The sequence below is a fragment of the Mesorhizobium sp. YIM 152430 genome (assembly GCF_029210365.1).
Lineage (GTDB): Bacteria > Pseudomonadota > Alphaproteobacteria > Rhizobiales > Rhizobiaceae > Aliihoeflea.
Window position 1 is genome coordinate 143315 of the sequence record NZ_JARGES010000027.1, and the last position, 24443, is coordinate 167757.

Below are 24443 nucleotides of genomic sequence, written 5' to 3' on the forward strand. Positions count from 1 at the left end.
AACGGATAGGGCCCGGCAGCCTGTCATCCGCAGGAATTGCGGAAGGTTACTGAACTTGCCCGCTCTCTAGCGCATGTGACCCCTGGGCTCAATCACCAAATGACCGCGCCCACAGGCGAGCGCATAGCGGCCGATTGGCTCTTTCGCACCGCGTTTCTTGCCGCCATATTGGGACTGGCGGGCATGGATATCGTGGCCGCTGCCGCAAGGGCACGAAATCGCAGTTGATGATGAGGTTGGCCGATGAGCTTGAAGGATCGCGAAGAAGGGTTCGAGCGCAAGTTCGCCCATGACGAGGAACTGAAGTTCAAGGCCATGGCGCGCCGCAACAAGCTTCTCGGTTTGTGGGCGGCCGAAAAGCTGGGCAAGAGCGGCGACGAGGCTGACGCCTATGCGCGCGAGGTGGTCGCGTCCGATTTCGAGGAAGCGGGCGATCACGACGTCTTCCGCAAGATCCGCAAGGATTTCGATGAAGGCGGCGTGCATCAGTCCGATCATCAGATCCGCCGCACCATGGAAGAGCTTCTCGCCACCGCCGTCCGCCAGATCGAGGCTTCGTGAGCCTCGCCGCGAACCTTCGGGCCGGCGAAACCGTCTTCACCGCCTGGTCGGGCATCCCCGATGCCGTGACGGTCGAGGCCGTCGCTGCGACCGGTTTCGGCGCGGTCACGCTCGACATGCAGCATGGCGGCCACCACGAGGACAGCGTCCTGCGCGGCCTTGCCCCGGTCATCTCGGCGCAGAAGCACGCGATTGTGCGCATTCCGGTCGGCCGCTTCGACATGGCCAGCCGCGCTCTCGATTTCGGAGCGGAGGCCGTGATCGCGCCGATGGTCAATTCGGTCGAGGATGCCAGTGCTTTCGCCCGGTCGATGAAGTATCCGCCGCTCGGCTCCCGCTCCTGGGGCCCGGTCTTCGCGATGCCGCGCCACGGGACGGCCGATTCGGCTGCCTGGCTTGAGGGTCAGAACGAGGCGACGCTTTCGCTGGCGATGATCGAGACCCGCCAGGCGCTAGATGCGCTCGACGGCATCCTCGCAGTGCCGGGCATCGACGGCGTCTTCGTCGGCCCGTCCGATTTTTCGATCGCATGGACCGAGGGCAGGGCGGTCGATCCGGCGCTGCCCGAGATGGTTGCGACGCTCGAGGACATCGCCCGCCGCGCGGCTGATGCCGGCAAGCTTGCGGCGATCTATCTGGTCGACCCGAAGCTTGCCCCGAGCTACCGCCGCATGGGCTACCGGCTCATCGCGCTCGGCTCCGACCAGCGCTATATCGCAATGGGCGCGAAAGCGCTGCTGGACGCTGCTATGGAGTGAGGTTCGAGACGAACTTGGCGAAGGTCAGTGTGCCTTCCGGCCATGGTCCGTGGCCGGATTCGGCGTTGATGTGGCCGCGTTCGCCCGCGTCGATGAAGAGCGAACCCCAGGCGCCGGCGATGTCCTCCGCCACGTCGAACGCGCAGAACGGGTCGTTCCGGCTCGCCACCGTGATCGAAGGGAAGGGCAGCGGGTCGCGCGGATAGGGGCCGAAGGTCATCAGGTGCCTCGGCCGCACGTTCGGATTGGCGACGTCCGGCGGCGCGACGAAGAAGGCGCCGGCAATCTTGTTGCGGAATTCCGGCACGGCCTGCACCGCGGTCGCCACGCCCAGCGAATGCGCGACCAGGACCACCGGTTTTTGCGCGGCGTTGACGGCCTCGACGAGATTGTTTTTCCAATCCACCAGAACCGGCTTCGACCATTCGGTCTGCTCGACCCGGCGCGCGCTTGAAAGTTTTTCCTCCCAGCGCGTCTGCCAGTGATCCGGCCCCGAATTGGTGTAGCCTGGGATGATGAGGATGTCGGCGTCTTTGGCTTTCATGGCCGGCCATGTAGCGAGCGCCGCCGCCGGGCGCAACCTCGGTCGTACTGTTCCGTAATTGCGAACAACGTGTCGTCGAAAATGAAATTGCGTTGAACAATGGCGGATACGATCTTTGCGGTATCTGCGGAGCCATCCGCCAAGGAGATCATCATGACCGAACTGCCATTCTCGGCGACCACGCCGACCCACATTTCCAAGGTTGGCCTCAAGGCCCGCGACGCCGAAGCGCTTTCGGCATTCTACACGCAATTGCTCGGCCTTTCGGAACTCGCCCGTCGCGACGGGGCCATCCTGCTTGGCGTTAACGGCCGCGAACTGATGGAGATCGAAAACGCCCCGTCAGCAAAGCCGGACGATCCGCGCAGCGCCGGTCTTTTCCACACGGCCTTCCTGCTGCCGACCCGTAAGGACCTCGCGCGCTGGGTTCGCCATGCCGGCGAGAGCGGCATTGCGGTCACCGGTGCGTCCGACCATCTCGTCAGCGAGGCGCTGTATCTGAACGACCCTGAGGGGAACGGCATCGAGATCTACGCCGACCGGCCCAAGGAGACGTGGACGAGGAATGGCGGCGACATCGCGATGGCGACGGAGCGCCTGAATATCGATGGCCTTCTGGGCGAAATCGACGCTTCCACGCCGGTCTGGCATGGCGCGCCCGAGGCGACTGTCATCGGCCACGTCCATCTGCGCGTCGGCGATCCGAAAGTGGCCGAAGACTGGTGGCATTCCGAACTCGGCCTCGAAACCATGGCACGCTACGGTTCGCAGGCGCTGTTCCTCGCCTCGGGCGGCTACCACCACCACATTGGCGCCAACAGTTGGGCGAGCGCCGACGCAGGTCCACGCGATCCCGATCGCTCCGGGCTCTCCTATGTCGAACTGGCCTCGCGCGATCACGCCACGCGCACGCTGCGCGATCCGTGGGGGACGGAAATTCGTGTGAGGGGCGCGTAGCCTCCAACGCGAAGAAGTCCGCGTCAGGGGAAACGCGGACCTCTTACTGGAGGGGTCTTCTCATCTCGCCGCACCGGTGAGGGGGTCCGTTGCAGCTATGCGACAATAATGCGCGGACCGCCTTCAGGTTCCAGCCCGTCGATCCTTTCGCCCGATCACAAGGACGTGAGTGGTCGAATGGCGGAATTTATTGGTGACACGGCCGTTCAACTTTCATTTGGTTGGCTTGCGTTAAGCCATTCGGCGAAAGGAACGGTCATGATGCAAATCGAAACCGATCACGACGGGAACGGCAACGCGACACTGGCCGCGATCCACAATCGCCTCGATCTGCTTGAGGATCAGGTCGCCAGTCTCGAGCGCGCACTTGTCGCGCGCGACTTGATGGTCAGGCGCGGCAGCAATGACAGCGATCCGATCATCCTTCCGTCCGTCTATCCGTCGTCGCTCGGCCCTTCCGTCCCTCCGGTTGGGGCTGCTCTTGAACCGCAGACAATCGGGCCGGCCCACGCCACGAAGAATGCCGGACGCAAATGGCGCTCACCGCTTCTGGCGGGCGCGGGGATGATTGCGGCCACGCTGTTTGCAATCGGGATCATCGGATGAGTGATCGCGAAGACCTCGAACTGCGGCTCATGCGTATCGAACGCACGCAGGCGCTGATGCTGGAAAAGCTCGACCGCCTCGCGATTGCACCGGGCGCAATGGCGCCTGCCATGGGGGCTCCGGCCGCCTTTGCCGCATCTGGCAAGAGGGCGGACAACGCCAGCCCGGCACGAAGTTCACGCTTCGAGTCCGGCCTGAGCGCTCTCGGCACGATCGCGCTGGTCTTGGTCGCCATCGCCGCCCTGATCTGGATTGGCGACGAACTTCATCTCAATCGCTACGTCGCACGCATGTTCTGGTAGGCTCAGCTTTCGCCGAACACCCTGCGGAAGATCGTGTCGACATGCTTGGTATGATAGCCGAGGTCGAACTTTTCCCGGATATCCTCTTCCGATAGGGCCGCGCGCACATCTGCATCTTTTAGCAGTTCTTCGAGGAAGTCCGCGCCCTGTTCCCAAACGCGCATCGCGTTGCGCTGGACCAGACGATAGGAATCCTCACGGCTGACCCCCGCCTGCGTCAGCGCCAGCAGAACGCGCTGGCTCATCACCAGCCCGCGGAACTTGTTCATGTTCGCCAGCATGGTGTCGGGATAGATGACCAGCTTCTCGACGACCCCGGCAAGCCGGTTCAGCGCAAAATCGAGCGTGATCGTCGTGTCGGGGCCGATGGCCCGTTCGACGCTCGAATGGCTGATGTCGCGCTCGTGCCAGAGCGTCACGTTCTCCAGCGCCGGCGTCACCGACATGCGCACGAGCCGCGCAAGGCCGGTCAGGTTTTCGGTCAGCACCGGATTGCGCTTGTGCGGCATGGCCGACGAGCCTTTCTGGCCGGGCGCGAAGAATTCCTCCGCCTCCAGAACCTCGGTACGCTGCATGTGCCGGATTTCCGTTGCGATGTTTTCCATCGACGAGGCGATGACGCCGAGCGTGGCGAAGAACATCGCATGGCGGTCGCGCGGAATGATTTGCGTCGAGATCGGCTCGGGCTTCAGGCCGAGTTTGGCGCAGACATGTTCCTCCACGCTCGGGTCGATATTGGCGAAGGTGCCGACGGCACCCGAAATCGCGCCGGTGGCGATTTCCGCCCGCGCCGCGACGAGCCGCTCACGCCCGCGTGCCATCTCGGCGTGGAAGCGCGCGAAGGTCAGCCCCATCGTCGTCGGTTCGGCATGTATGCCGTGGCTACGTCCGATCCGCACGTCGTTCTTGTGCTCGAACGCCCGTTTCTTGAGCGCCGCCAGCACGCGGTCAATGTCGGTGAGCAGCAGGTCCGCCGCGCGCACGAGCTGGATGTTCAGCGTCGTGTCCAGCACGTCCGATGAGGTCATGCCCTGATGGACGAAGCGCGAATCCGGTCCGATGAACTCGGCCAGATGGGTCAGGAAGGCGATGACGTCGTGCCTGGTCTCGCGCTCGATCTCGTCGATGCGCTCGACGTCGAAGGTCGCAGAGCCGCCCTTGTCCCAGATGTTGCGCGCCGCCTCCTTCGGGATCACGCCGATTTCGGCCAGCGCGTCGCAGGCATGGGCCTCGATCTCGAACCAGATGCGGAACTTCGTTTCCGGAGACCAGATGGCGACCATTTCGGGCCGCGAATAGCGCGGGATCATGCGTCTCGTCCTGACGTTTGGGAGGCTTTGGCCCGCTCCCTAACAGACAGGGTGCGAGCGCTCAACGTTCTATAGTTTTCCGGGCACCGCGATCCAGCGATGATCTGGTCCCTCGAAGCCGAAACGGCGCACCGCGATCATCACCGCATAGACCGGATCGGCGCCATCGGGAAAGAAGGTCTGGATCGCGCCGATCCGGTAGCCATCCGTGCAGCCCCGGCTTTCGGGCACCCGCTCGTCCTCGTGCAGCAATTCCGTCGCGATGTCGGGATCATGCGAGATGCGCAACAGTCGGAAACCGACATGGCGCTGCGTCAGCCCCTCGCACAGTTCCGGCGGCATGAGTCCGATTTCCTCGAGCCGGATTTCCAGCGGCGCGTCGATCGGCGGGAAGACGAGCCGCGGATTGACCTCCATGCGCAGCGGATCGGCCGAATGTTCCGAGATGGCGTTGAACCCGGCGGTGATGCCCCGGTTCGCGCGCAAGACCGCGTCGTCGACGATCGCCTGCCCCTGTTCGCGGGCCTCGTCCCGCGCATCGTCGATGGCCGACATCTCCTCGTCGATCCGCACCCGGATCGGCGTTCCGGCGACGAAGCTGTCGGTTGCCGTCTCGATGTAATAGCGGTTGGCATAGGCAAAACCCGAGCCGTCCTGGATGCCGTATTCCTCGAAGGCGAAAATCGACCCGTCCGCGCTGAAACCGAGGATTTCGAGCTGTGCCGCGTCGCCGGCGACGGCCGGATCGGCAGCGAGCAGGGCAAGGGCGGCAATCATCGAACGCATCGGCGTCTCCTATAGGCGTGACGACCAGGCCGGCACGATATCACCTGCGACGGCACTTGCGGCATGAACGCCCCGCGCGATGGCCCGCGCCATGGTCGCGGCGGCGGCGGCGTGGAAATCCATCTCCGTCGAAGGATCGAGTCTTGCCGCGTTGCGCCCCGTCGCCAGCGAAAAGACGAGGTCGCCGTCATAGGCCGTATGCGCCGGCCAGATCGCGCGCGCGAAACCGTCATGTGCCGAGATCGCGAACCGCTTGGCGGCGGCCTTGGTCAGCGCCGCATCCGTCGCGATCACCGCGATCGTGGTGCTGGCGACAGCCGGAACCGGATCGCGGAACTTGACCAGCACCTCCTGGGCGTCGGCCGGCAGCGGCGCGGGCAGGCCGTGCCCGCCGAACTCGTCGTCGATCTCGAACGGCGCCGCCCAGAAATGCCGGCTGCGCCCGACCGTCACCGATCCGACCGGATTGACCGCGACCAAAGCGCCGATGGTGATGCCGCTCGGCAGAACCGTCGATGCCGATCCGAGCCCACCCTTCAGTCCCGCCGTCAGCGCGCCAAAGCCGGCGCCCGCGCTGCCGATGGCAAATTCGCCCGACGCCACTGCCACGGCCTCGAAGCCGAGTTCGCGGTAGGGCGGATAGCGCCCCCAGTCCTTGTCGCCTCCATTGGCAAGGTCGAACAGGATCGCCGCCGGCACGATCGGCACGTTGAACCCGCGCACGGCAAAACCGACGCCGCGCTCGCGCAGCGCAGCCTGCACGCCCGATGCCGCATCGAGCCCGAACGCCGATCCGCCCGACAGCACGATCCCATGCACGGTTTCGACCGTGTTGTGCGGTTCGAGCAGGTCCGTCTCGCGCGTGCCCGGCGCACCGCCGAACACCTGGCAACTCGCAACCGCCGGCGTCTCGCACAGCACGACACTGACTCCCGAGCGCAGTCTTTCGTCATGGACATTGCCGACGGACAGCCCCGCCACGTCGGTGATGAGATTGCGCGGTCCGGTCCTGAACGCCATCAGTCCACCGGACCGAAGCTGGAACCGTCGAAGCGGTAATTGCGATAGAGTTCGCCGTCCATGTCGCCCTTCTCGTCGAATTCGACGGGTCCGATGATCGTCTCGAATCGTCCGTCGCCGATCGCGCCGCCCATCCGCGATGCCGCGACGGCGATCTCCACGGCGGCATGGGTCGGAAGGAAATAGCCCCGTTCCTCGGCCGGCGCCTCGGGGTCGGGGGCGACCGCATCTTCCCATTGCGTCGCCGCGATCATCACAATCCCTTCGGCAAGCGGCGTCTCGGCGCTCGCGCGCAAGGCTTCGCCGCCGGCGATGGTCAACTCGTAGTCGAGGCCCGCGGCATCGCGCGCCATGATCGCGATGTCCTCGCGGTCGCCGCCGACGAAGACATGCGTCGCGCCCGAGCGCCGCAGCCGCCCGACCAGCCCGATCTGGTTGTCGAGTTGCGGCCGGAACGTATCGATGAACACCGGGACGAGCCCCGATTCTTCCGCCGCGATCCGCACCGTCTCGGCGATCTCGCGGCCATAGATCGTGCCGTCGTCGACGATGGCGAAGAGCGAGCCGCGCCAGTTCTCGATCACATATTGCGCGGCGGCTTCGCGCTCGGCGTCGGCGCGTGGGCCGAGGCGGAAGACCTGCCATCCGGTGCGCTCGCGCCGGTCGGTCAGGCTGTCGGTGCGGATTCCGGTCGCGATAACGGGGATGTTCGCCTCCGTCAGGATCGGCAGCGCCGCTTCGATGGCCTCGGTGCAGAGGAAACCCACCACCGCTTCCACTTCGTTTTCGACGAAACGCCGGGCGGCTTCCGCGCCGCCCTCAGTCGCGCAGGAATCCGTTTCGACGACGAGTTCGGCATCGAGCGCATCGCTCGCCGCCCGCGCGCCCGCGCGCATCTGCGCTTCGAGCAGCGGCGCCGTCTCGCTGCCCGGCACCGCAAGCCCGATGCGCGCCTGCGCCGCGGCCTGCGCGCTCGCCAGCGTCAAGGCAGCGAAAAGAAGAGCGGATTTGAGACTGTGCGGCATCGATTGATTGCGGACCGGCCGGGCTGTGAAGGCTGCGTTCACAGGTAAAGGGTGGCAGCCGGGCGCGCAACCGGCTAATCGGGGGCGAGCGCTTGGTGGCGTCTGCGGGATGTCCTATATGCGCGACTAGTGATGAAGGGGCGGCCGTGCTCGACAAGCGACAAGTGGATTCCGGACTTTACCGCGACGCGATGGCCCGCTTTGCAGGCGCGGTCCATGTCGTCACCACGGATGGCGTCGCGGGCAGGCGCGGCGTCACCATCATCGCCGGCTGCTCGGTTTCGGACAATCCCCCGACCGTGCTCGTCTGTTTGAGCCGGGTGAAGCCGGACAATGACGTCTTCGCCGAGAACGGCGTCTTCGCGCTCAATACGCTTGCAAGCGATCATCGCCCCTTGGCCGATGCGTTTTCGGGACTTACCGGCCTCAGCCAGAAGGATCGTTTCGCGCTCGGCGAGTGGGAGACGGTTTCAACGGGTGCGCCGGTTCTCGTCGGCGCCTTGACCACGCTTGATTGCCGCATCATCGAAACCAAGGATGTCGCGACCCACCGCATACTTTTCGGTGAAGTGACAGGCATCCGCATCGGCGATAGTCTTTCACCGCTGATCTATCAGGATCGCCGCTACCACATTCTCGAAACCTGATCGGTTTCACCGGAGACCTCATGCCGACAGCCCTGCCGCGTCCCGCTCCCGCTTCGATCGACGAGACGCTGGAAATGCTGAAATCCGCCGATTATGTCGGCGACCGCGCGCTGGCGACGGTCCTGTTCCTGAGCCTCAAGATGGGCCGGCCGCTCTTTCTCGAAGGCGAGGCCGGCGTCGGCAAGACCGAGATCGCCAAGGTGCTCGCCTCCGCCCTCGGCCGCCGCCTCATCCGCCTCCAGTGCTATGAGGGGCTCGACGTCTCCTCCGCCGTCTACGAGTGGAACTACGCCGCCCAGATGATCGAAATCCGCATGGAGGAAGCCGCCGGCGACGTGAAGCGCGACGCGATGGAGCGCAACGTCTTCTCGGAAAAGTATCTGATCCGCCGGCCGGTCCTCGACGCGTTGTCGGGCGAGGCGGGCTCCGCCCCCGTGTTCCTGATCGACGAACTCGACCGCACCGACGAGGCTTTCGAGGCGTTCCTGCTCGAAATCCTCTCCGACTTTCAGGTCACTGTTCCCGAACTCGGCACGATCGAGGCCAAGGAGCCGCCGATCGTCATCATCACGACCAACCGGACGCGCGAAATTCACGACGCGCTGAAGCGCCGCTGCCTCTACCACTGGGTCGACTATCCGACCGCCGAGCGCGAATTGGAGATCGTCGCCCGCAAGGTGCCGCAGGCCAATGAGCGCCTGTCAGCCGAAGTCGTCGCCTTCATCCAGCGCCTGCGGAAGATGGACCTTTTCAAGGTCCCCGGCGTCGCCGAGACGATCGACTGGGCAAGCGCGCTGACCGAGCTCGACAAGGTCGCGCTCGACCCCGAAACCGTTTCCGACACGATCGGCGTTCTCCTGAAATATCAGGACGACATCGCCCGCATCGGCCAGGGCGAGGGGCGGCGCATTCTCGACGAGGTCAAGTCCGAACTGGCGGCGGCCGAATAGACATGAACGCGGCGCGCAGCAATGCCGAGGGCCGGATCGCCGACAACATCGTCTATTTCGCGCGCACCTTGCGCAAGGCGGGAATGCGCGTCGGCCCGGCCGCCGTCAAGGATGCGATCGAGGCGGTTCTTTCCGCCGGCATCGGCACGCGCGAGGAATTCTACTGGACGCTCCACGCCGTTCTGGTGAACCGGCGCGAGGACCACGCCACCTTCGACGAGGCGTTCCGGCTCTATTGGCGCTCGCGCGAACTGATCGAGAAGATGATCGCGATGTTTTCCCCGGTCGCGCCCGACATGAAGGAAAAATCGAAGCCGAAGCCAGCCGAAAGCCGCGTTTCCGAAGCGTTGCTTGGCCAGAACGACCGCCAGACCAAGCAGGAAATCCCCGAGATCGAATTCGACGCCCGTTTTTCCGTCTCGGGCAATGAAGTGCTGCGCGGCAAGGACTTTGCTCAGATGACCGCGCGTGAACTCCTCGACGCCCGCGCCGCCATCGCGCGCCTGACGCTGCCGGCCGATCAGGTGACGACACGGCGTTTCCGGCCTGATCCCCGTGGACGCCGGGCCGATCCGCGCGCGATGATGCGCCAGGCGCTGCGTACCGGCGGAGACCTGATGCTGCCGCGCTTCAAATCCGCGCGCACCGTTCACCCGCCGCTCGTCGTCCTGGCTGACATTTCCGGCTCGATGAGCCAGTATTCCCGCATCTTCCTGCATTTTCTTCATGCGCTGAGCGAGAAGCGAAGCCGCGTCCACACCTTCGTCTTCGGCACGCGCCTGACGAACCTAACCCGCCAGATGCGTCACCGCGATCCCGACGAGGCGCTGGCTGAGGCCGCCGCCGCCGTGAAGGACTGGTCGGGCGGCACGCGCATTGGCGAGACGCTGCACGAGTTCAACCGGCTCTGGTCGCGCCGCGTTCTGGGGCAGGGCGCCGTCGTGCTCCTCATCACCGATGGCCTCGAGCGCGACGACACCGACCTGCTCGCCCGCGAGATGGACCGCCTGCACAAATCCTGCCGCCGCCTGATCTGGCTGAACCCGCTGCTGCGCTTCGACGGTTTCGAGCCGCGCGCGCGCGGCGTTCGCGTCATGCTCGACCATGTCGACGAGTTCCGCCCCGTCCATTCGCTCGACGCATTGAGCGACCTCGTGGCCTCGCTGTCGACGAAAAGCCGCCAGTCGATCGACCCGCGCCAATGGCTGGCCCTTGGCAAGGGCAGGGCGGCGTGACCATATCCGGGTTGGAGGTAGACGCCATGACATCTGATCTGCTGGGACAGGAAACCGATCCGCTCGCGCTCGCCGAACGCTGGGTCGGCGAAGGCCGCAAGGTCGCGCTCGCCACCGTCGTCGAGACCTGGGGTTCGGCCCCGCGCCCGGTCGGCAGCCACCTCGTCATCGATTCGGAAGGCAATTTCGAAGGCTCCGTCTCCGGCGGATGCGTCGAAGGCGCCGTCGTCGGCGAAGCCATCGACGTGCTCGAATCCCGCGCGCCGAAAATGCTGGAATTCGGCGTCGCGGACGAAACCGCCTGGCAGGTCGGCCTTTCCTGCGGCGGCCGCATCAAGGTCTATGTCGAGCCCGTCGCCTGACCATGGAACTGACCCTTCTCAGCCAGGCCAACGCCGAACGTGCCGCCCGCCGCGCGGTGATCCTCGCGACCGACCTCGAAACCGGCGCCGCCACGCTCCACCGTGAAGCCGACCCGCGCGACGGCGAGTTCGGCACCGCACTCACCCGCGCTTTCGATTCCGGCAAATCCGGCAGCGTCGAAGTCGCCGGCCGCCAGCTTTTCCTCAACGTTCACGTCCCGCCCGCGCGGCTCGTCGTCATCGGCGCGGTCCATATCAGCCAGGCGCTCGCCCCCATGGCGCGGCTCGTCGGCCTCGACGTGGAAATCATCGATCCCCGCACCGCCTTCGCCACCCCCGAGCGGTTTCCCGACACGGCCTTGAGCGCCGAATGGCCCGAAAGGGTGCTCACGACCCGCCCGCTCGACGCCTTCACCGCGCTCGCCGCCGTTACCCACGATCCCAAGATCGACGATTTCCCGCTCGAAGCCGCGCTGCGCGCCAACTGCTTCTATGTCGGCGCGCTCGGCAGCCGCAAGACGCACGACAAGCGCATTGATCGCCTGAAGGCCGCGGGTTTGAGCGAGGCCGACATCGCCCGCATCCGCGCCCCGATCGGCCTTGCCATCGGCGCCGCCAGCCCGGCCGAGATCGCCGTTTCCGTCCTCGCCGAAATCATCGGCGCCCTGCGCACCCGCACTTCCCGCCAGATGGAAGCCGAGGCGTGAAGTTCGGCCCGCTGACGCTCGACCGGGCCGAAGGCGCGCTACTCGCGCATTCCCTCTCCGTGCCCGGCCTGCGTCTGAAGAAGGCGCATCGCCTGACGGCATCTGACGTTGCAGCCCTGCGCATCGCCGGTATCGAATCCGTCATCGGCGCAGTGCTCGAACCCGGCGACGTCCCCGAAAACGAAGCCGCCGCCCGCCTTGCCGCAGCGCTCGCTATCGACGGAGTTGAAATCCGCGACCCGGCGACCGGCCGCGTCAACATCCACGCCCGCAAAGCCGGAATCTTCACCGTCGACCGCGCGATCATCGATGCCATCAACCGCGTCGATCCGGCCCTGACGATCGCGACGCTCGCCCCATTCGATGTCGTCCAGCCAGGCCAGATGGTCGCGACCGTCAAGATCATCCCCTTCGCCGCCCCTGAAGCCGCCTTGCAGGCCGCCACCGCCGCAGCCCGATCCGGCCAAGCCTTCGCCATCCACGCCTTCCAACCGCGCCGCGTCGCAATCATCCAGACGATGCTGCCCGGCGTCAAACCAAGTGTCCTCGACAAGACTACCCGCGTCACCCGCGATCGACTTTCACGTTCGCACAGCAGCTTGCAAACCGAACTTCGCGTGCCGCACGAAGACGAAGCTCTGGCCTCCGCCCTCACCAAACTCGGCCCGGAAAGCGATCTCGTCCTCGTCTTCGGCGCCTCGGCGCTCTGCGATTGGGACGATGTCATCCCCGCCGCGATCCGCCGCGCCGGCGGCACGGTCGAGCGGGCCGGAATGCCGGTCGATCCCGGCAACCTCCTCGTCCTCGGCTCGCTCGACGGCCGCACGATCATCGGCGCGCCCGGCTGCGCCCGCAGCCCCAAGCCGAACGGCTTCGACTGGGTTCTCGACCGCCTGATCGCCGGCGTTCCCGTCACCGCGGCCGACATCGCCGCCATGGGCGTCGGCGGTCTGCTCATGGAAATCCCCGTCCGCCCGCAGCCGCGCGACACCGCGGCCGCTGCAACGCGCCCGGCCGTCCATGCCGCCATTCTCGCCGCCGGCCGTTCCAGCCGGATGCACGGACCGAACAAGCTTCTCGCCCAATTCGGCGGAGTTCCGCTGGTTCGCCGCGTCGCCGAGGCCGTCACGACCTCCCGCGTGGGCGCCACCCACATCGTCCTCGGCCACCAGCGCCAGCGCATCGCCACCGCCCTCGACGGTCTCGACGTCTCGTTTGTCGAAAATCCCGACTATGCCGACGGCCTCTCCACTTCGCTCAAAGCCGCCGAACGCGCCTTGCCGCCAGAGGTGAACGGCCTTCTCGTCGTCCTCGGCGACATGCCCGGCATCACCGCGAATGCCATCGACGCGATGCTCGACGCCTTTGCCCGCTCGGGCGGCCAGGCCATCATCCGCGCCACCGATGCCGGCAAGCGCGGCAATCCGGTCCTTCTGCCGCGCACTCTGTTCACACAGATCGAAAGGATTGAGGGGGACACCGGCGCGCGCCATCTCGTCGAAGGCGCGTCTTTGCCGGTCGTCGACGTCGAACTCGGCACCGCCGCCAGCCTCGATCTCGACACGCAGGACGCCGTCCGCCTTGCCGGCGGCAATATCGTGGAAGACGCATGATGCGCCTCGCTCTTGCCACCGCGATCTTCGCCGCAACGCTTTTCCCCGCCGCCGCCGAACTGCTCGCCCCGTCGAAGGACCGTCTCTTCGCCCTCCCGGCCACGATCGAGACGAGCGACGACGGCGCGCGCATCGTCGTCGATTATCAGGAAATGCGCGACATCAACGGCCGCGACGAGATCCCCGAACGCCGCGCCCATGCCGCCTATGTCGACCTCTCCGTCCGCCGCGCCCAGCGCGACGTAACCGTCCAAACGCCCGCCGGCAACGTCGCACATGTTGCGGTCGGAAAGGTCGAGGGCACCCGCTTCATCGTCGCCTATCTCCACGGCCAGGGCGGCAATCGCAGGCAGGGCGCGGACGATTTCACCTTCGGCGGCAATTTCAACCGCATCAAGAACCTCGCCGCGCAAAATGGCGGTCTCTACCTCTCGCCCGACTTCGCCGATTTCGGCACGACAGGCGCGGGGCAGGTCGCAGCGCTCCTGAAAACCTACGCCAACGCCGCGCCGCAAGCGCCGATCTTCGTCGCCTGCGGCTCCGCCGGCGGCGCGATCTGCTGGCAACTGGCGCAGGACGGCGACCTCGCGCCGCGGCTCGGCGGGCTGCTCCTTCTCGGCTCGCACTGGGACGAGGGCTTCCTCGACAGCGCCGCCTTCCGCGCGCGCGTTCCCGTCTATCTCGGCCATGGCAGCCGCGACCGCGTTTTTCCCGTCGAGCGGCAGGAAGCGTTCTTTCGCGCCATCCGCGCAGCCGCGCCTGGCTACCCGGCCCGCTTCGTCCGTTTCGAGACGGGCAGCCACGGCACGCCGATCCGCATGACCGACTGGCGCGCGGTGATCAACTGGATGAGCGAACGTTGATAATTATCGGAAAGGACTCGATCATGGATGCCTATGTCGACCCGACGCGCGAGACCTTCGGCGACTTTCGAAGGCTTGTCGAGGAGGGGCCGATTCACATGCTCAATCTCGTGCGCCTGCGCGAACACGCACACTACCCCGATGGGCGCAAGGCCAGCGGCGTAGAGGCGTATCGGTCCTATGGGCGCGAGAGTGGCCCGATCTTTCGCCGCCTCGGCGGCCGCATCTCCTGGACGGGCGACTTCCGATTGATGCTGATCGGACCGGCGGACGAGCGGTGGGACAGATGCTTCATCGCGGAATATCCAAGCGGAGCGGCCTTCGTTGAAATGATCAAGGACCCCAACTACCAGAAGGCCGTCATTCACCGTCAGGCGGCTGTCCTGACATCCCGGCTCATTCGTTTGAAGCCGGGCACTTCGGGAGATGATTTCGGCTGATCAGGGCGTCTCGCCGTAGCCGATCACCTGCTGCGGATTGATTTCGCCGTCATAGGTCGCATCGACCTCATAAAAGACGAGCGAGAACGCGCCATAGCGGAAGATCCAGCGCCCGGAAGCCGAAGCGTCTCCCACACCGCGCCATTTTTCGAACGACGTGACCGCCTGTGTGTCCGGGTCGTAGTCGGAATTGACGAGTTCGGTTCGCGTGATCATGCCAAGCTGCGTCATGTCCTCGACCGCGCCTTCGAGATCGTCGTTCTCGTAGCGGATGTCGAGTTCGGGCACGGCGAAAGACACCGGCTCGACCGGGCCGTCTCCGCCGGTCATGAGATAGACATGGCTGATATTGTAGGCGCCGCCATTGCAGAAGAACCGGAACAGCCGGGCCGTGCGCATCGGATCGTCCGATGTCTCGTGCATGTAGCGATAGCTGATTTCGAAGTCCTGAGGGTCGGTCTCCATGCCTTCCATGGCGCCGCCGCCGCATCGGTTGGCAAAGCTGGCCGCAAACGCGCGCTCGGCTTCCAGCAGCGCCGTGTCCGTTTCGGGCAGGTCCGCCCCGCCGCATTGGCGCGGCAGTGCGTCCGGGCCGAATTCGGCCTCGCTGACGGCAAGATCCCTGTCCTCGATCGTCATCGGCACATAGTCGTCCGCGAAATTCGCCGGGTTCGGCGCCTTCAGCGTGTAGCAGCCGGCATGGACCGTTTCGGTCCCGTCTGCGGCGACCGAGCGCAGCACGAGCGGCTGGCGATAATAGACGCTTCCTGCCGCGCCTTCCTCGGACGGCACACCGAAGATGATTTCGGTCGTGTCGCTGTCGGCAAGGCTCTGCGCATAGGCTTCGACGCTTTCAGCCGGCGGATTGGCGAAATAGGAATAGGCGCGCGCGAATTCATCGCGGTCGATCGCATTGTAAAGCGAGCGGATGACGGTTTCGGGCGACGAGCGATCGTCGATGAAGGCCGTCTGGCCAAGGGCGGCCGTGCTCATGAAAAGGACAGGCACGCCGATCGAGACGAATTTGCGCATGGGCCAACCTCGCGAATCATGTCCCTTCGATTGCGAAGTCAGCCACTCATCGGCGGCGATGTCTAGAAGCGCCGCTTGGCCGCCATGTCGCGGGCGATCTGCGGAAAATCGGCCGGCTTGATGCCGATATCCGAGAGTTCCGCGCTGTCCATGGCGTTGAGGATCAGCATTCCGCGCGATTGCCGGCTGACGCGAAGCGGCCGCGGCTTGGCGAAGAGTTCAGTGAAAATGCCCATGGATCGTCTCCGAAGTTTCGATCCTCCCGACTGTGAAGATGGCATCCGCGGCGCATGTCGTGCAGTGCGATTAATGCAGGGCTGCCATGCGGGCCGAACAGTCCGGGTGGGAACCTTTCTTAGGAAATGCCGGTTATCATCGACGTAACGATAAACGGCTGGGAGGCCACGATGTCCGGCGTGCGCGCCAAGAGCTTCGGCGATCTGCTCGACGATCTGATTTCGAGCGAAGAGGCGGAGCGTTTCGACGTCGGCCGGGCGCCGTCCTTGCAGGGCGACCTTCTCGACCAGATCGAACGGATTCAGGCATCGAACGCGCCCCTGTTCGAGCCGGCGGCCCGCCAGGCATATCACGAGCCGGTCCTGGCACCGGAAGTCATCGAAGCGCTCGATACGCTGATGCCCGAACTGTCGACCGACCCGCGAGACATCGCGCTCGAGCTCGGCATCGGCGGTCTGCGCACGATCGCCGATCTCGACCGCGCGCGTCGCCGTTTTGCCTTCGAGAACCACCCCGACAGGCTGGCGCCGCATCTTCGTGCGCGCGCAGCCGCGCGCATGGGCATCGCGAACGGGTTGATCGACACCGCCAAGAAGACGATGGCCGAGTAGCGGATTTCGGCAGATCGGCAGTCGGCACTTGCGACGCGTATTGCCCGATTGCCGACTGCCCCAATCCCTACCAGCTACCCGTATTCGCCATCGAAGCCCAGGGCTCCGCCTTTTCCTTGGCCGGGCCCTTCTGCAAAAGTTCGATCGAGATGCCGTCCGGCGACTTGATGAAGGCCATATTGCCGTCGCGCGGCGGGCGGTTGATGACGACGCCCTTGTCCGCGAGTTTCTGGCACGTCTCGTAGATATCGTCGACCTCGAAGGCAAGGTGGCCGAAATTGCGGCCGCCCTGATAGGTTTCGGGATCCCAATTGTAGGTCAATTCCAGTAGCGGTGCCTTTTTCGACTTGCCGGCCTCAACATCTTCCACTGCGGCAAGAAAGATCAGCGTGAACCGGCCCTGCTCGCTTTCGATGCGGCGAACCTCCTGCATCCCAAGTTTGTTGCAGTAGAAATCGAGTGATTCATCGACGTCCTTGATGCGGACCATCGTGTGCAAGTAACGCATTTCGCTATCCTTTTCATGCAGTCGGTCGATTTTTGGCCGGTGCGTTAGATATGTCCCCGACCGCGCCTTGGCAACCGCGCGACAACATGCCGTGCGAAGTGTCTTGCCAGTATTTCGCCATCCTTGCGACGAAAAAGCCACAAACGGCCCTTGCACCGACCCGAACGCCCGATGTTATCTTAGACGTCAAGAATCAGGTGTGGTGTATCTTGGAAAGGGTCGGGCATGGGGGAAAATGCCTCATCGGCGGGGAGCTTGGCGACGAAGGCGAACGCAGCCGACAGCGAAGGCGAAACGCCGGAACTGATCGAGGCTTCCGGTGCGATCAAGTGGTTCGACGTGGCCAAGGGGTATGGCTTCATCGATGCCGACGATCCCGCGCTCGGCGACATCCTGATCCATGTCACCTGCCTGCGCCGCGACGGCTATCCCACGGCCCTGGAAGGTGCGCGCGTCACCTGTATGGTCCGCCGCGGCGACCGGGGGCTTCAGGCATTCCGCATCCTTTCCATGGATGCGTCCACGGCCGTTCATCCATCCGAACAGCCGGGCGACCGAACCCATGTCGCAGTCGTCGCTGAAAGCGGGCTGGAGCGGGCGCTGGTCAAGTGGTTCAACCGCACCAAGGGCTTCGGTTTTCTGACGCGCGGCGAGGGCACCGAAGACATTTTCATCCACATGGAAACCCTTCGACGCTACGGGATTACCGAGTTGCGCCCCGGCCAGGTCGTGCTCGTGCGCTTCGGGCGCGGCGACAAGGGCCTTATGGCTGCCGAAGTTCACCCTGATATCGGAACTTTGCCGGTCGCGCATTGAAGGCTGTCCAGCCGCCATGCGGACCCGAAGCCGCAAAGGATCATCCGTGAACGCACGTATCGCAGCCATCGCCCTATCGCTCTTCCTTGCCGGTGCGCCTCTTGCCTTGACGCCGCCTGTCGCCGTCGCGCAGGAAGCGGTTCAGGGCGCACCGATGGAATTGCCCGTCGATGCCGCTCCGCTCACCTTCGAGGCGGATGGCGAGACGGTGTCCTTCGAAATCGAGATCGCCGATACGGCCGAGCGCCGCGCGCGCGGCCTGATGTTCCGCACCGACCTGCCGGAAGACAGGGGAATGCTTTTCGTATTCGAGGAGACGCGCCCGGTCGGATTCTGGATGAAGAACACGCCGTCGCCGCTCGATCTCGTCTTCATCGGCGAGGACGGACGGGTGATCGACATCCTTCCCGGCGAGCCGTTCTCCACGGCGTCGATCGCCCCCGATGGCCCGAGCCGTTTCGTGCTGGAACTCAACCAGGGAACGTCGCAGCGCGTCGGCCTCGCCCCTGGGACGCGCCTCAATCATCCGGCGATCGACGAGGTCGCAGGCAATTGAACCTCCCGCGTATGATGCAGCACTTCCAACATGACGGTTTCGACATCGCCTTCATCGACGAGGGCGAGCGCGACGCCGATCCGATCCTGCTGATCCACGGCTTCGCCTCCACCTACCGCATCAACTGGGTGCAGCCTGGCTGGGTCCAGACGCTGACGGGCGCGGGTTACCGGGTCGTCGCCTTCGACCATCGCGGTCATGGCGAGACGGCGAAGAGCTACGCCACGACGGACTACACCCCGTCGGCAATGGCTTCGGATGCCGTGGCGCTGCTCGATCATCTCGGCATTTCCCGCGCCCATGTCTTCGGCTATTCGATGGGCGCGCGCGTCTCGGCCTTCCTCGCGCTCGAACATCCGGGCCGCGTCGCGACGCTCATCTTCGGTGGTCTCGGCATGGGAATGGTCGAAGGCGTCGGCGACTGGGATCCCATCGTCGATGCGCTGCGCGCGCCGTCGCTGGCTGATGTCAGCCACCCGCGAGGGCGTATGTTCCGCGCCTTCGCCGACCAGACCAAAAGCGACCGCGCGGCGCTGGCGGCCTGCATCGAGACCTCCCGCCAGGAATTGTCGCCGCAGGATGTCGGCCGTATTGCCCATCCGACCCTGATCGCGGTCGGCACCACCGACGACATTGCCGGCGATGCGCATCGCCTCGCCGGTCTGATGCCGCAGGCCGAAGCTTTCGACATCGTCGGACGCGATCACATGCTGTCCGTCGGCGATCGCACGTTCAAGGCGCGGGCACTGGAATTCCTGAAGGAGCATCCCCTGTGATTGACGAAGCGGCCATCGCCTTTCGCGGCGCGGAGGACAATCGCCTCGCCGGCTCGCTCTGGGACGGCGGCGGCAAGCCCGTCATCCTCCTCCACGGCGGCGGGCAGACCCGGCACGCCTGGCAGAAGACGGCGATGCGGCTTGCCGACAGGGGAATGCGCGCGATCACCATCGACATTCGCGGCCATGGTGAAAGCGACTGGGTGGCCAGCGGCAATTACAGTTTCGCCCATTATGCCGGCGACGTGCGTGCGCTTTGCAATACGGTCGGCCGGCAGTTCGGCGAGACGCCGTCGATCGTCGGCGCATCGCTGGGCGGGCTCGCCTCGCTGCTCGCCGAATGCCGTGACGGTCCCTTGATGGACGCGCTGGTGTTGGTCGATATCGTGCCGCAGATGAATCCGGCCGGCGTCGCCCGCGTGATCGGCTTCATGGGGTCGCGCATGGACGAGGGCTTCGGTTCGCTGGACGAGGCGGCGGACATGATCGCCGCCTATCTGCCCAATCGCAAGCGCCCTCGCACGCTCGACGGGCTCGCCAAGAATTTGCGCCTGGGCGACGATGGCCGCTTTCGCTGGCATTGGGACCCCGCCTTCATGCGCGGTCCCGCCAGCATCGACGCCGATGCACGGACCTTGCTGGGCGATGTCCTCGGCCGGCTGCCGCAGCTCGACCTGCCGATCCTCCTCGTGCGCGGAATGCAGTCCGAACTGGTCGATGAGGCCGCCGCGCGCGCCTTCGTCGGCGAGGCGAAGAATGCCCGCTATGTCGATATCGGCGGCGCCGGCCACATGGTCGCCGGCGATCGCAACGACGTCTTCTCGCAGGCCGTCATCGACTTCTTCGACGCCCAGTCGGCCGCCGCTTCGACTTCGTAGAGCGTTCGTCCGGTTCTCAGGACCAGATGTTCTTGTCGATCGCCGGCGCGGCAAAATTCGCGTTTCCCCTGAAAATACGCCCGACGCCGTTAGCCGGACCTTAACCGAATCTGCAACTGCCTGAACGGGTTATCCACTCCGTTAATCTTGTTGGGCCAGGGTCGGCAGCACCAAAGCGGGGATATTCCAATGGTCAGGTTCTGGCGTTCCGAGGCCGGCAATTTCGGCATCATGACAGCGGTGCTTCTTCCGGCCTTGCTGGCCGGCGTCGGCGTTGCGGTGGACACCGCGAACATCATCAACGCGAAATCGCGGCTTCAGAACATCGTCGACGGCGCGGTCCTCGCCGCCTCGCGCGAGAATGCCTCCGACGCCGAACGCGAGCGCCTGTTCGATGACTTCGTTTCGAGCCAGATCGCCGGTTCGACCATCAGTTCCACGGTCACTGACCTGACGACACGCGAGGGGTTGAACTATGTCGAGGTCACCGGCCGCGTCGATGCCAAGGTCAGCCTGTTCCTGATGAACCGTTTCGGCAGCGACAGCGTGACGGTCTCGGCCACCTCGTTTCGCTCGACGAAAACGCTCGAGATCGCCATGGTCCTCGACAATACCGGCTCGATGGGCCAGGCCGGCATCAATGCTCTCAAGAAAGCTTCGAAGGCGCTGCTCGATGCGGTCGAAAGCGAGGGCGACCCTCGCCAGGACGTGCGGATCGGGCTGGTTCCGTTCGTCACGGCCGTCAACATCAAGGGCGAGGGGTTCGACGAATCCTGGATCGATAAGCACGGCGCCTCGATCTATAATGGCTGGAACTTCATCACCGATCCGATGCGCACTGCGCGCCAGACGCAAAATTCCATCGAGCGCCGCGCTGATCTGACCGACGCCCAGCGTGACGCGGTTGTCGCCAATTGGTCGCACTTCAAGACGGGTTGCTCGATCAATGGAAATTCGCAGGATGCTCAAGACATGCGCGCCATGTGCGCACGGGTGAAAAAGTATCCGCACCACATGCACCTGTTCGAGCAGGCCGAAATCGAATGGAAGGGCTGCGTCGAAGCACGCCCGATCCCCTACAATTTCGATTTGACGCCGCCGGACCCGGCAAGGCCCGACACCCTGTTCGTGCCCTATTTCGCTCCGAGCGAGCCGCGAGCCCGCATGACCAGCGGCGGCAATGACGGCTCGAACTTCAACAATGCCTGGCTCGATCACAAGACGAGCCACGACCAGTCCAAGACCGCCGATCAACATCTGATCCAGCGCTCCCCGATCAAGTACATGTACAAGGACACGCGCCTTGAAGTGCGCCCGACGAAAAGCGTGCAGGAAAATCCGAACCTGACGCTCGGGCCGAACCGCGCCTGCCCGACGCCGATCGTGCCGCTGACCAAGGACATGGCCAAGGTCCGCGCCGGCATCGATGCGATGCAGTTCTGGAACGGTTCGGGCACCAACATTTCCGAGGGTCTTGCCTGGGGCTGGCGCGTTCTGTCGCCGGAAGCGCCCTATACCCAGGCCGCGCCCTTCGGCAGCGACAGCGTGTCGAAATTCATGGTCCTGATGACGGACGGCACCAACGTCTCCTTCGGTGCGAGCAACACGATTAACAAGTCCGACTACGGTTCCTATGGTTTCCTGGGCACGAAGGGCGCCAACAACGCGGCCAGCCGCATCGACGGTAAGACGAGCCAGGGCGAGGCCGAGAAGGTGCTCAACACCTGGACCGGCAACATGTGCGCGCAAATGAAGAGCCAGGGCGTCGAGGTCTTCACCGTCCTCTACAATGTCACGAATGCGGCCGTGAAGACCCTGTTCGAGACGTGCGCCAGCAGGAAGGAAAACTTCCACATGGCCAGCAACACCACGGCGCTGGAAAAGGCGTTCTCCGACATCGGTCGCTCGGTGGCTGCGCTTCACCTGACCCATTGAGGCGTGGCGCGGAACGATACGATCTTTTGCGCATTTCTTCAGGTTGAACGCATCGTTTGATCCGGGGGAGTGCCATGACCGTCCGCGAGTTTCGCCGCGAGCGAATTTCGAAGCCGATTTTCGGATGGGCGAAAGGCGTCATGCCGCCCATTTCCGAAACCGAACGCGACGCGATCGATGCCGGCACGGTCTGGTTCGACGGCGAGATTTTCACCGGCACGCCCGATTGGGACAGGCTGGTCGCGATGCCGCCGGCAAGCCTGTCGTCCGAGGAGCAGGCTTTCATGGAAGGCCCCGTGCGCGAGCTTTGCGCAATGGTCGACGACTGGAAGCTCGTCTGGGAAGACCGCGATCTGCCGAAGCCGGTTTGGGATTTCCTGCGCGAAAAGAAATTCTTCGGCATGATCATTCCGAAGAAATATGGCGGGCTCGGCTTTTCGAACACCGCCCATTCGGAAGTGGTGCGGACGATCTCGTCGGCAAGCGTGACCGCCGGCGTCACGGTGATGGTGCCGAACTCGCTCGGTCCGGGCGAACTTCTGATGCATTTCGGCACCGAGGAGCAGCGCGATCACTGGTTGCCGCGCCTTGCCGACGGGCGTGAAATTCCCTGCTTCGGTCTGACATCGGCGGAAGCCGGCTCCGATGCGGCGGCGATGACCGATACCGGTATCGTCGAATATGGCGAGCATGAGGGCGAGCGCGTCCTCGGCATCCGCCTGAATTTCGAAAAGCGCTATATCACGCTCGGCCCCGTCGCGACGGTCATGGGGCTCGCCTTCAAGCTGTCCGATCCCGAAAATCATCTGGGCGGCGGGAAAGATCGGGGCATCACCGTTGCGCTGCTGCCGACCTCGACGCCGGGCGTCAGCCATGGCGATCGGCACGTCCCGCTCTTCACCTGGTTTCAGAACGGGCCTTTGTCCGGCAAGGATGTGTTCATCCCGCTGGAATGGGTTCTTGGCGGGCCCGAGCGCGTCGGGCAGGGCTGGAAGATGCTGATGACGGCGCTTGCGGCCGGGCGCGGCATCTCGCTGCCCTCGCAATCGGCGGCCTCTGCCGCCATGTGCGCGCGGGCGACCGGTGCCTATGCGCGCATCCGCACCCAGTTCAACGTTCCCATCGGCAAGTTCGAAGGCATCCAGGAACCGATGGCCGAAATTGCCGCGAATGCCTATCAGATCGACGCCGCGCGGCGGCTGACGGTCGCGGCGCTCGACGAGGATCACAAGCCCTCTGTCATCTCCGCCATCATGAAGTTTCACGCGACGGACCGGATGCGCCGGTCTGTCGAACATGCGATGGACATTCACGGCGGCAAGGCCATCATCGAAGGACCGAAGAACTATCTGGGGCCGCAATACCGGTCCGTCCCGATCGGCATCACGGTCGAGGGCGCCAACATCCTGACCCGCAACCTGATGATTTTCGGACAGGGCGCGATCCGTTCGCATCCCTATATGCTGAAGGAACTGCTGGCATTGTCCGATGAGGACGAAGCACGCGGACTGGAAGAATTCGACCGTCATTTCTGGGGCCATGCCGGGCATTCCGCGCTCAATGCGCTGAGGGCATTCTTGCGCGGCTGGACGGGCGGACTGGTTGCGCCGGCTCCGCGCAAGGCGGCACTGTCCGGTCACTGGCGCCAGCTTTCGCGCTACGCCGCCGCCTTCGCGCTCCTCTCGGACCTGTCGCTGCTCACCCTTGGCGGGGCGCTGAAACGCAAGGAGATGCTGTCGGCCCGGCTCGGCGATATCCTGGCCGAACTCTATCTCGGCGCCGCCGTTCTCAAGCGCTTCGAGGACGAGGGTCGACAGGAGGCCGACAGGCCGCTCGTCGATTTCATCATGACGCGCGGGCGCCAGCGCATGGGGGTTGCCTTCAAGGGCGTCCTTGCCAACCTGCCTGCGCGCTGGGCGGCTTGGATGGTCCGGGTCCTCGCATTCCCGCTCGGCGTGCCGAACCCCGAGCCGAGCGACGCCGCGCGCACGCGTCTTGCCGAAATGCTGATGGAGCCCGGAGCGCAGCGTGACCGGCTTGCACCCGACCTTTATCTTGGCGAAGGCCATGAGACCCATGCCTTGAAGGATCTGGAACACGCTTTCGAACTCCTCGCCAGCGTGGCCCCCATCGAGAAGAAGCTGCGCGATGCAAGGATAGGCGAGGTCGAACGCGCCGTTGAAACGGGCTTGCTCTCCGCCGACGAGCGCCGGCGTCTCGTCGAGGCGCAGGAGGCGGTGGCCAAAGTGGTCGCGGTCGACGCCTTCCCCATGGCCGATGTTTCACCGCTCTTCCGTCAGCACGATACTCAGGAGAAGAGTGATCTTCCCCGCGAGGCCGCGGAATGATCCACGGGCGAACGGAGCGTTGACACCGACGCCAAAACCGACGACCAAGAACTTGGGATC

General features: G+C 64.8%; 28 protein-coding genes. 20 read left to right on the forward strand and 8 right to left on the reverse strand.

Annotation, left to right across the window (positions count from 1 at the left end):
* The first annotated feature begins 243 nt into the window (after nt 1-243).
* Complete coding sequence (locus tag PZ895_RS08465; protein WP_275838583.1) at nt 244-561, forward strand: DUF1476 domain-containing protein; 318 nt, start codon at nt 244-246, stop codon at nt 559-561.
* Nucleotides 558-1319 (forward strand): aldolase/citrate lyase family protein, encoded by a 762-nt coding sequence (locus tag PZ895_RS08470; protein WP_275838584.1) that lies wholly within the window; start codon nt 558-560, stop codon nt 1317-1319. Before PZ895_RS08465 ends, PZ895_RS08470 begins: the two co-directional genes overlap by 4 nt.
* On the opposite strand, the gene PZ895_RS08475 is transcribed toward PZ895_RS08470, so the two are convergent.
* Entirely contained in the window at nt 1309-1863 is a 555-nt protein-coding gene (locus tag PZ895_RS08475) for an alpha/beta hydrolase (protein ID WP_275838585.1), read from the reverse strand. The genes PZ895_RS08470 and PZ895_RS08475 overlap by 11 nt on opposite strands.
* Nucleotides 1864-2016: 153 nt before the next feature.
* On the opposite strand from PZ895_RS08475, the gene PZ895_RS08480 reads away from it, so the two are divergent.
* From PZ895_RS08480 to PZ895_RS08490, 3 genes are all read left to right on the forward strand, one after another.
* Complete coding sequence (locus PZ895_RS08480; protein WP_275838586.1) at nt 2017-2820, forward strand: VOC family protein; 804 nt, start codon at nt 2017-2019, stop codon at nt 2818-2820.
* 177 nt (nt 2821-2997) lie between these two features.
* Complete coding sequence (locus PZ895_RS08485) at nt 2998-3426, forward strand: hypothetical protein (RefSeq protein WP_275838587.1); 429 nt, start codon at nt 2998-3000, stop codon at nt 3424-3426.
* Complete coding sequence (locus tag PZ895_RS08490) at nt 3423-3728, forward strand: hypothetical protein (RefSeq protein ID WP_275838588.1); 306 nt, start codon at nt 3423-3425, stop codon at nt 3726-3728. The genes PZ895_RS08485 and PZ895_RS08490 overlap by 4 nt, the downstream gene beginning before the upstream one ends.
* Before the next feature lie 2 nt (nt 3729-3730).
* Here PZ895_RS08490 and purB read toward each other — a convergent pair whose 3' ends face one another.
* The 4 genes from purB to PZ895_RS08510 form a co-directional block, all read right to left on the reverse strand.
* A complete protein-coding gene (purB, locus tag PZ895_RS08495; RefSeq protein ID WP_275838589.1) occupies nt 3731-5038 on the reverse strand; it encodes an adenylosuccinate lyase in 1308 nt (435 codons plus the stop codon).
* A gap of 69 nt (nt 5039-5107) precedes the next feature.
* The gene (locus PZ895_RS08500) at nt 5108-5824 is read right to left on the reverse strand and encodes a DUF2259 domain-containing protein (RefSeq protein WP_275838590.1); all 717 of its coding nucleotides are present in this window, start codon (nt 5822-5824) and stop codon (nt 5108-5110) included.
* Nucleotides 5825-5833: 9 nt separating this feature from the next.
* Complete coding sequence (locus PZ895_RS08505; protein ID WP_275838591.1) at nt 5834-6844, reverse strand: P1 family peptidase; 1011 nt, start codon at nt 6842-6844, stop codon at nt 5834-5836.
* Complete coding sequence (locus PZ895_RS08510) at nt 6844-7869, reverse strand: ABC transporter substrate-binding protein (protein WP_275838592.1); 1026 nt, start codon at nt 7867-7869, stop codon at nt 6844-6846. The genes PZ895_RS08505 and PZ895_RS08510 overlap by 1 nt, the downstream gene beginning before the upstream one ends.
* 191 nt (nt 7870-8060) lie before the next feature.
* Here PZ895_RS08510 and PZ895_RS08515 point away from each other — a divergent pair, with 191 nt between their 5' ends.
* Genes PZ895_RS08515 through PZ895_RS08550 form a run of 8 tightly spaced genes read left to right on the forward strand, consistent with a single transcriptional unit; the run spans nt 8061 to nt 14686 of the window.
* Complete coding sequence (locus tag PZ895_RS08515; RefSeq protein WP_275838912.1) at nt 8061-8516, forward strand: flavin reductase; 456 nt, start codon at nt 8061-8063, stop codon at nt 8514-8516.
* Between the two features lie 20 nt (nt 8517-8536).
* The gene (locus PZ895_RS08520) at nt 8537-9466 is read left to right on the forward strand and encodes a MoxR family ATPase (protein ID WP_275838593.1); all 930 of its coding nucleotides are present in this window, start codon (nt 8537-8539) and stop codon (nt 9464-9466) included.
* 2 nt (nt 9467-9468) lie between these two features.
* Nucleotides 9469-10701: a VWA domain-containing protein gene (locus tag PZ895_RS08525; protein WP_275838594.1), complete on the forward strand. Its 1233-nt coding sequence runs from the start codon at nt 9469-9471 to the stop codon at nt 10699-10701.
* Nucleotides 10702-10727: 26 nt separating this feature from the next.
* The gene (locus PZ895_RS08530) at nt 10728-11063 is read left to right on the forward strand and encodes an XdhC family protein (protein WP_275838595.1); all 336 of its coding nucleotides are present in this window, start codon (nt 10728-10730) and stop codon (nt 11061-11063) included.
* A gap of 2 nt (nt 11064-11065) precedes the next feature.
* Nucleotides 11066-11770, forward strand: coding sequence for an XdhC family protein (locus tag PZ895_RS08535; protein ID WP_275838596.1), 705 nt, complete (start codon nt 11066-11068; stop codon nt 11768-11770).
* Complete coding sequence (locus PZ895_RS08540) at nt 11767-13383, forward strand: molybdopterin-binding/glycosyltransferase family 2 protein (RefSeq protein ID WP_275838597.1); 1617 nt, start codon at nt 11767-11769, stop codon at nt 13381-13383. The genes PZ895_RS08535 and PZ895_RS08540 overlap by 4 nt, the downstream gene beginning before the upstream one ends.
* Nucleotides 13380-14246 (forward strand): alpha/beta hydrolase, encoded by an 867-nt coding sequence (locus PZ895_RS08545; RefSeq protein WP_275838598.1) that lies wholly within the window; start codon nt 13380-13382, stop codon nt 14244-14246. The genes PZ895_RS08540 and PZ895_RS08545 overlap by 4 nt, the downstream gene beginning before the upstream one ends.
* Nucleotides 14247-14269: 23 nt before the next feature.
* A complete protein-coding gene (locus PZ895_RS08550) occupies nt 14270-14686 on the forward strand; it encodes a DUF1330 domain-containing protein (protein WP_275838599.1) in 417 nt (138 codons plus the stop codon).
* On the opposite strand, the gene PZ895_RS08555 is transcribed toward PZ895_RS08550, so the two are convergent.
* The gene (locus PZ895_RS08555) at nt 14687-15718 is read right to left on the reverse strand and encodes a DUF1176 domain-containing protein (RefSeq protein ID WP_275838600.1); all 1032 of its coding nucleotides are present in this window, start codon (nt 15716-15718) and stop codon (nt 14687-14689) included.
* A 62-nt stretch (nt 15719-15780) separates the two neighbouring features.
* Nucleotides 15781-15954 carry a hypothetical protein gene (locus tag PZ895_RS08560; protein WP_275838601.1) on the reverse strand — a complete coding sequence of 58 codons (174 nt, stop codon included), beginning with the start codon at nt 15952-15954 and terminating at the stop codon, nt 15781-15783.
* A 171-nt stretch (nt 15955-16125) separates the two neighbouring features.
* Between PZ895_RS08560 and PZ895_RS08565 the strand changes: the two genes are divergently transcribed.
* Nucleotides 16126-16566, forward strand: a complete 441-nt coding sequence (locus PZ895_RS08565) for a hypothetical protein (RefSeq protein ID WP_275838602.1) — start codon at nt 16126-16128, stop codon at nt 16564-16566.
* A 67-nt stretch (nt 16567-16633) separates the two neighbouring features.
* Here the strand turns inward: PZ895_RS08565 and gloA are convergent, their stop codons facing one another.
* On the reverse strand, nt 16634-17074 hold the full coding sequence (gloA, locus tag PZ895_RS08570; RefSeq protein ID WP_275838603.1) for a lactoylglutathione lyase: 441 nt from the start codon (nt 17072-17074) through the stop codon (nt 16634-16636).
* A gap of 225 nt (nt 17075-17299) precedes the next feature.
* Between gloA and PZ895_RS08575 the strand changes: the two genes are divergently transcribed.
* From PZ895_RS08575 to PZ895_RS08600, 6 genes are all read left to right on the forward strand, one after another.
* The gene (locus tag PZ895_RS08575; protein ID WP_275838604.1) at nt 17300-17890 is read left to right on the forward strand and encodes a cold-shock protein; all 591 of its coding nucleotides are present in this window, start codon (nt 17300-17302) and stop codon (nt 17888-17890) included.
* A gap of 46 nt (nt 17891-17936) precedes the next feature.
* Nucleotides 17937-18446, forward strand: a complete 510-nt coding sequence (locus PZ895_RS08580) for a DUF192 domain-containing protein (RefSeq protein WP_275838605.1) — start codon at nt 17937-17939, stop codon at nt 18444-18446.
* Nucleotides 18447-18460: 14 nt separating this feature from the next.
* Complete coding sequence (locus PZ895_RS08585; protein WP_275838913.1) at nt 18461-19222, forward strand: alpha/beta fold hydrolase; 762 nt, start codon at nt 18461-18463, stop codon at nt 19220-19222.
* Nucleotides 19219-20100 (forward strand): alpha/beta hydrolase, encoded by an 882-nt coding sequence (locus PZ895_RS08590; RefSeq protein ID WP_275838606.1) that lies wholly within the window; start codon nt 19219-19221, stop codon nt 20098-20100. Before PZ895_RS08585 ends, PZ895_RS08590 begins: the two co-directional genes overlap by 4 nt.
* 189 nt (nt 20101-20289) lie before the next feature.
* On the forward strand, nt 20290-22035 hold the full coding sequence (locus PZ895_RS08595) for a pilus assembly protein TadG-related protein (RefSeq protein ID WP_275838607.1): 1746 nt from the start codon (nt 20290-20292) through the stop codon (nt 22033-22035).
* A gap of 74 nt (nt 22036-22109) precedes the next feature.
* A complete protein-coding gene (locus PZ895_RS08600; protein ID WP_275838608.1) occupies nt 22110-24383 on the forward strand; it encodes an acyl-CoA dehydrogenase in 2274 nt (757 codons plus the stop codon).
* Nucleotides 24384-24443: the final 60 nt, after the last annotated feature.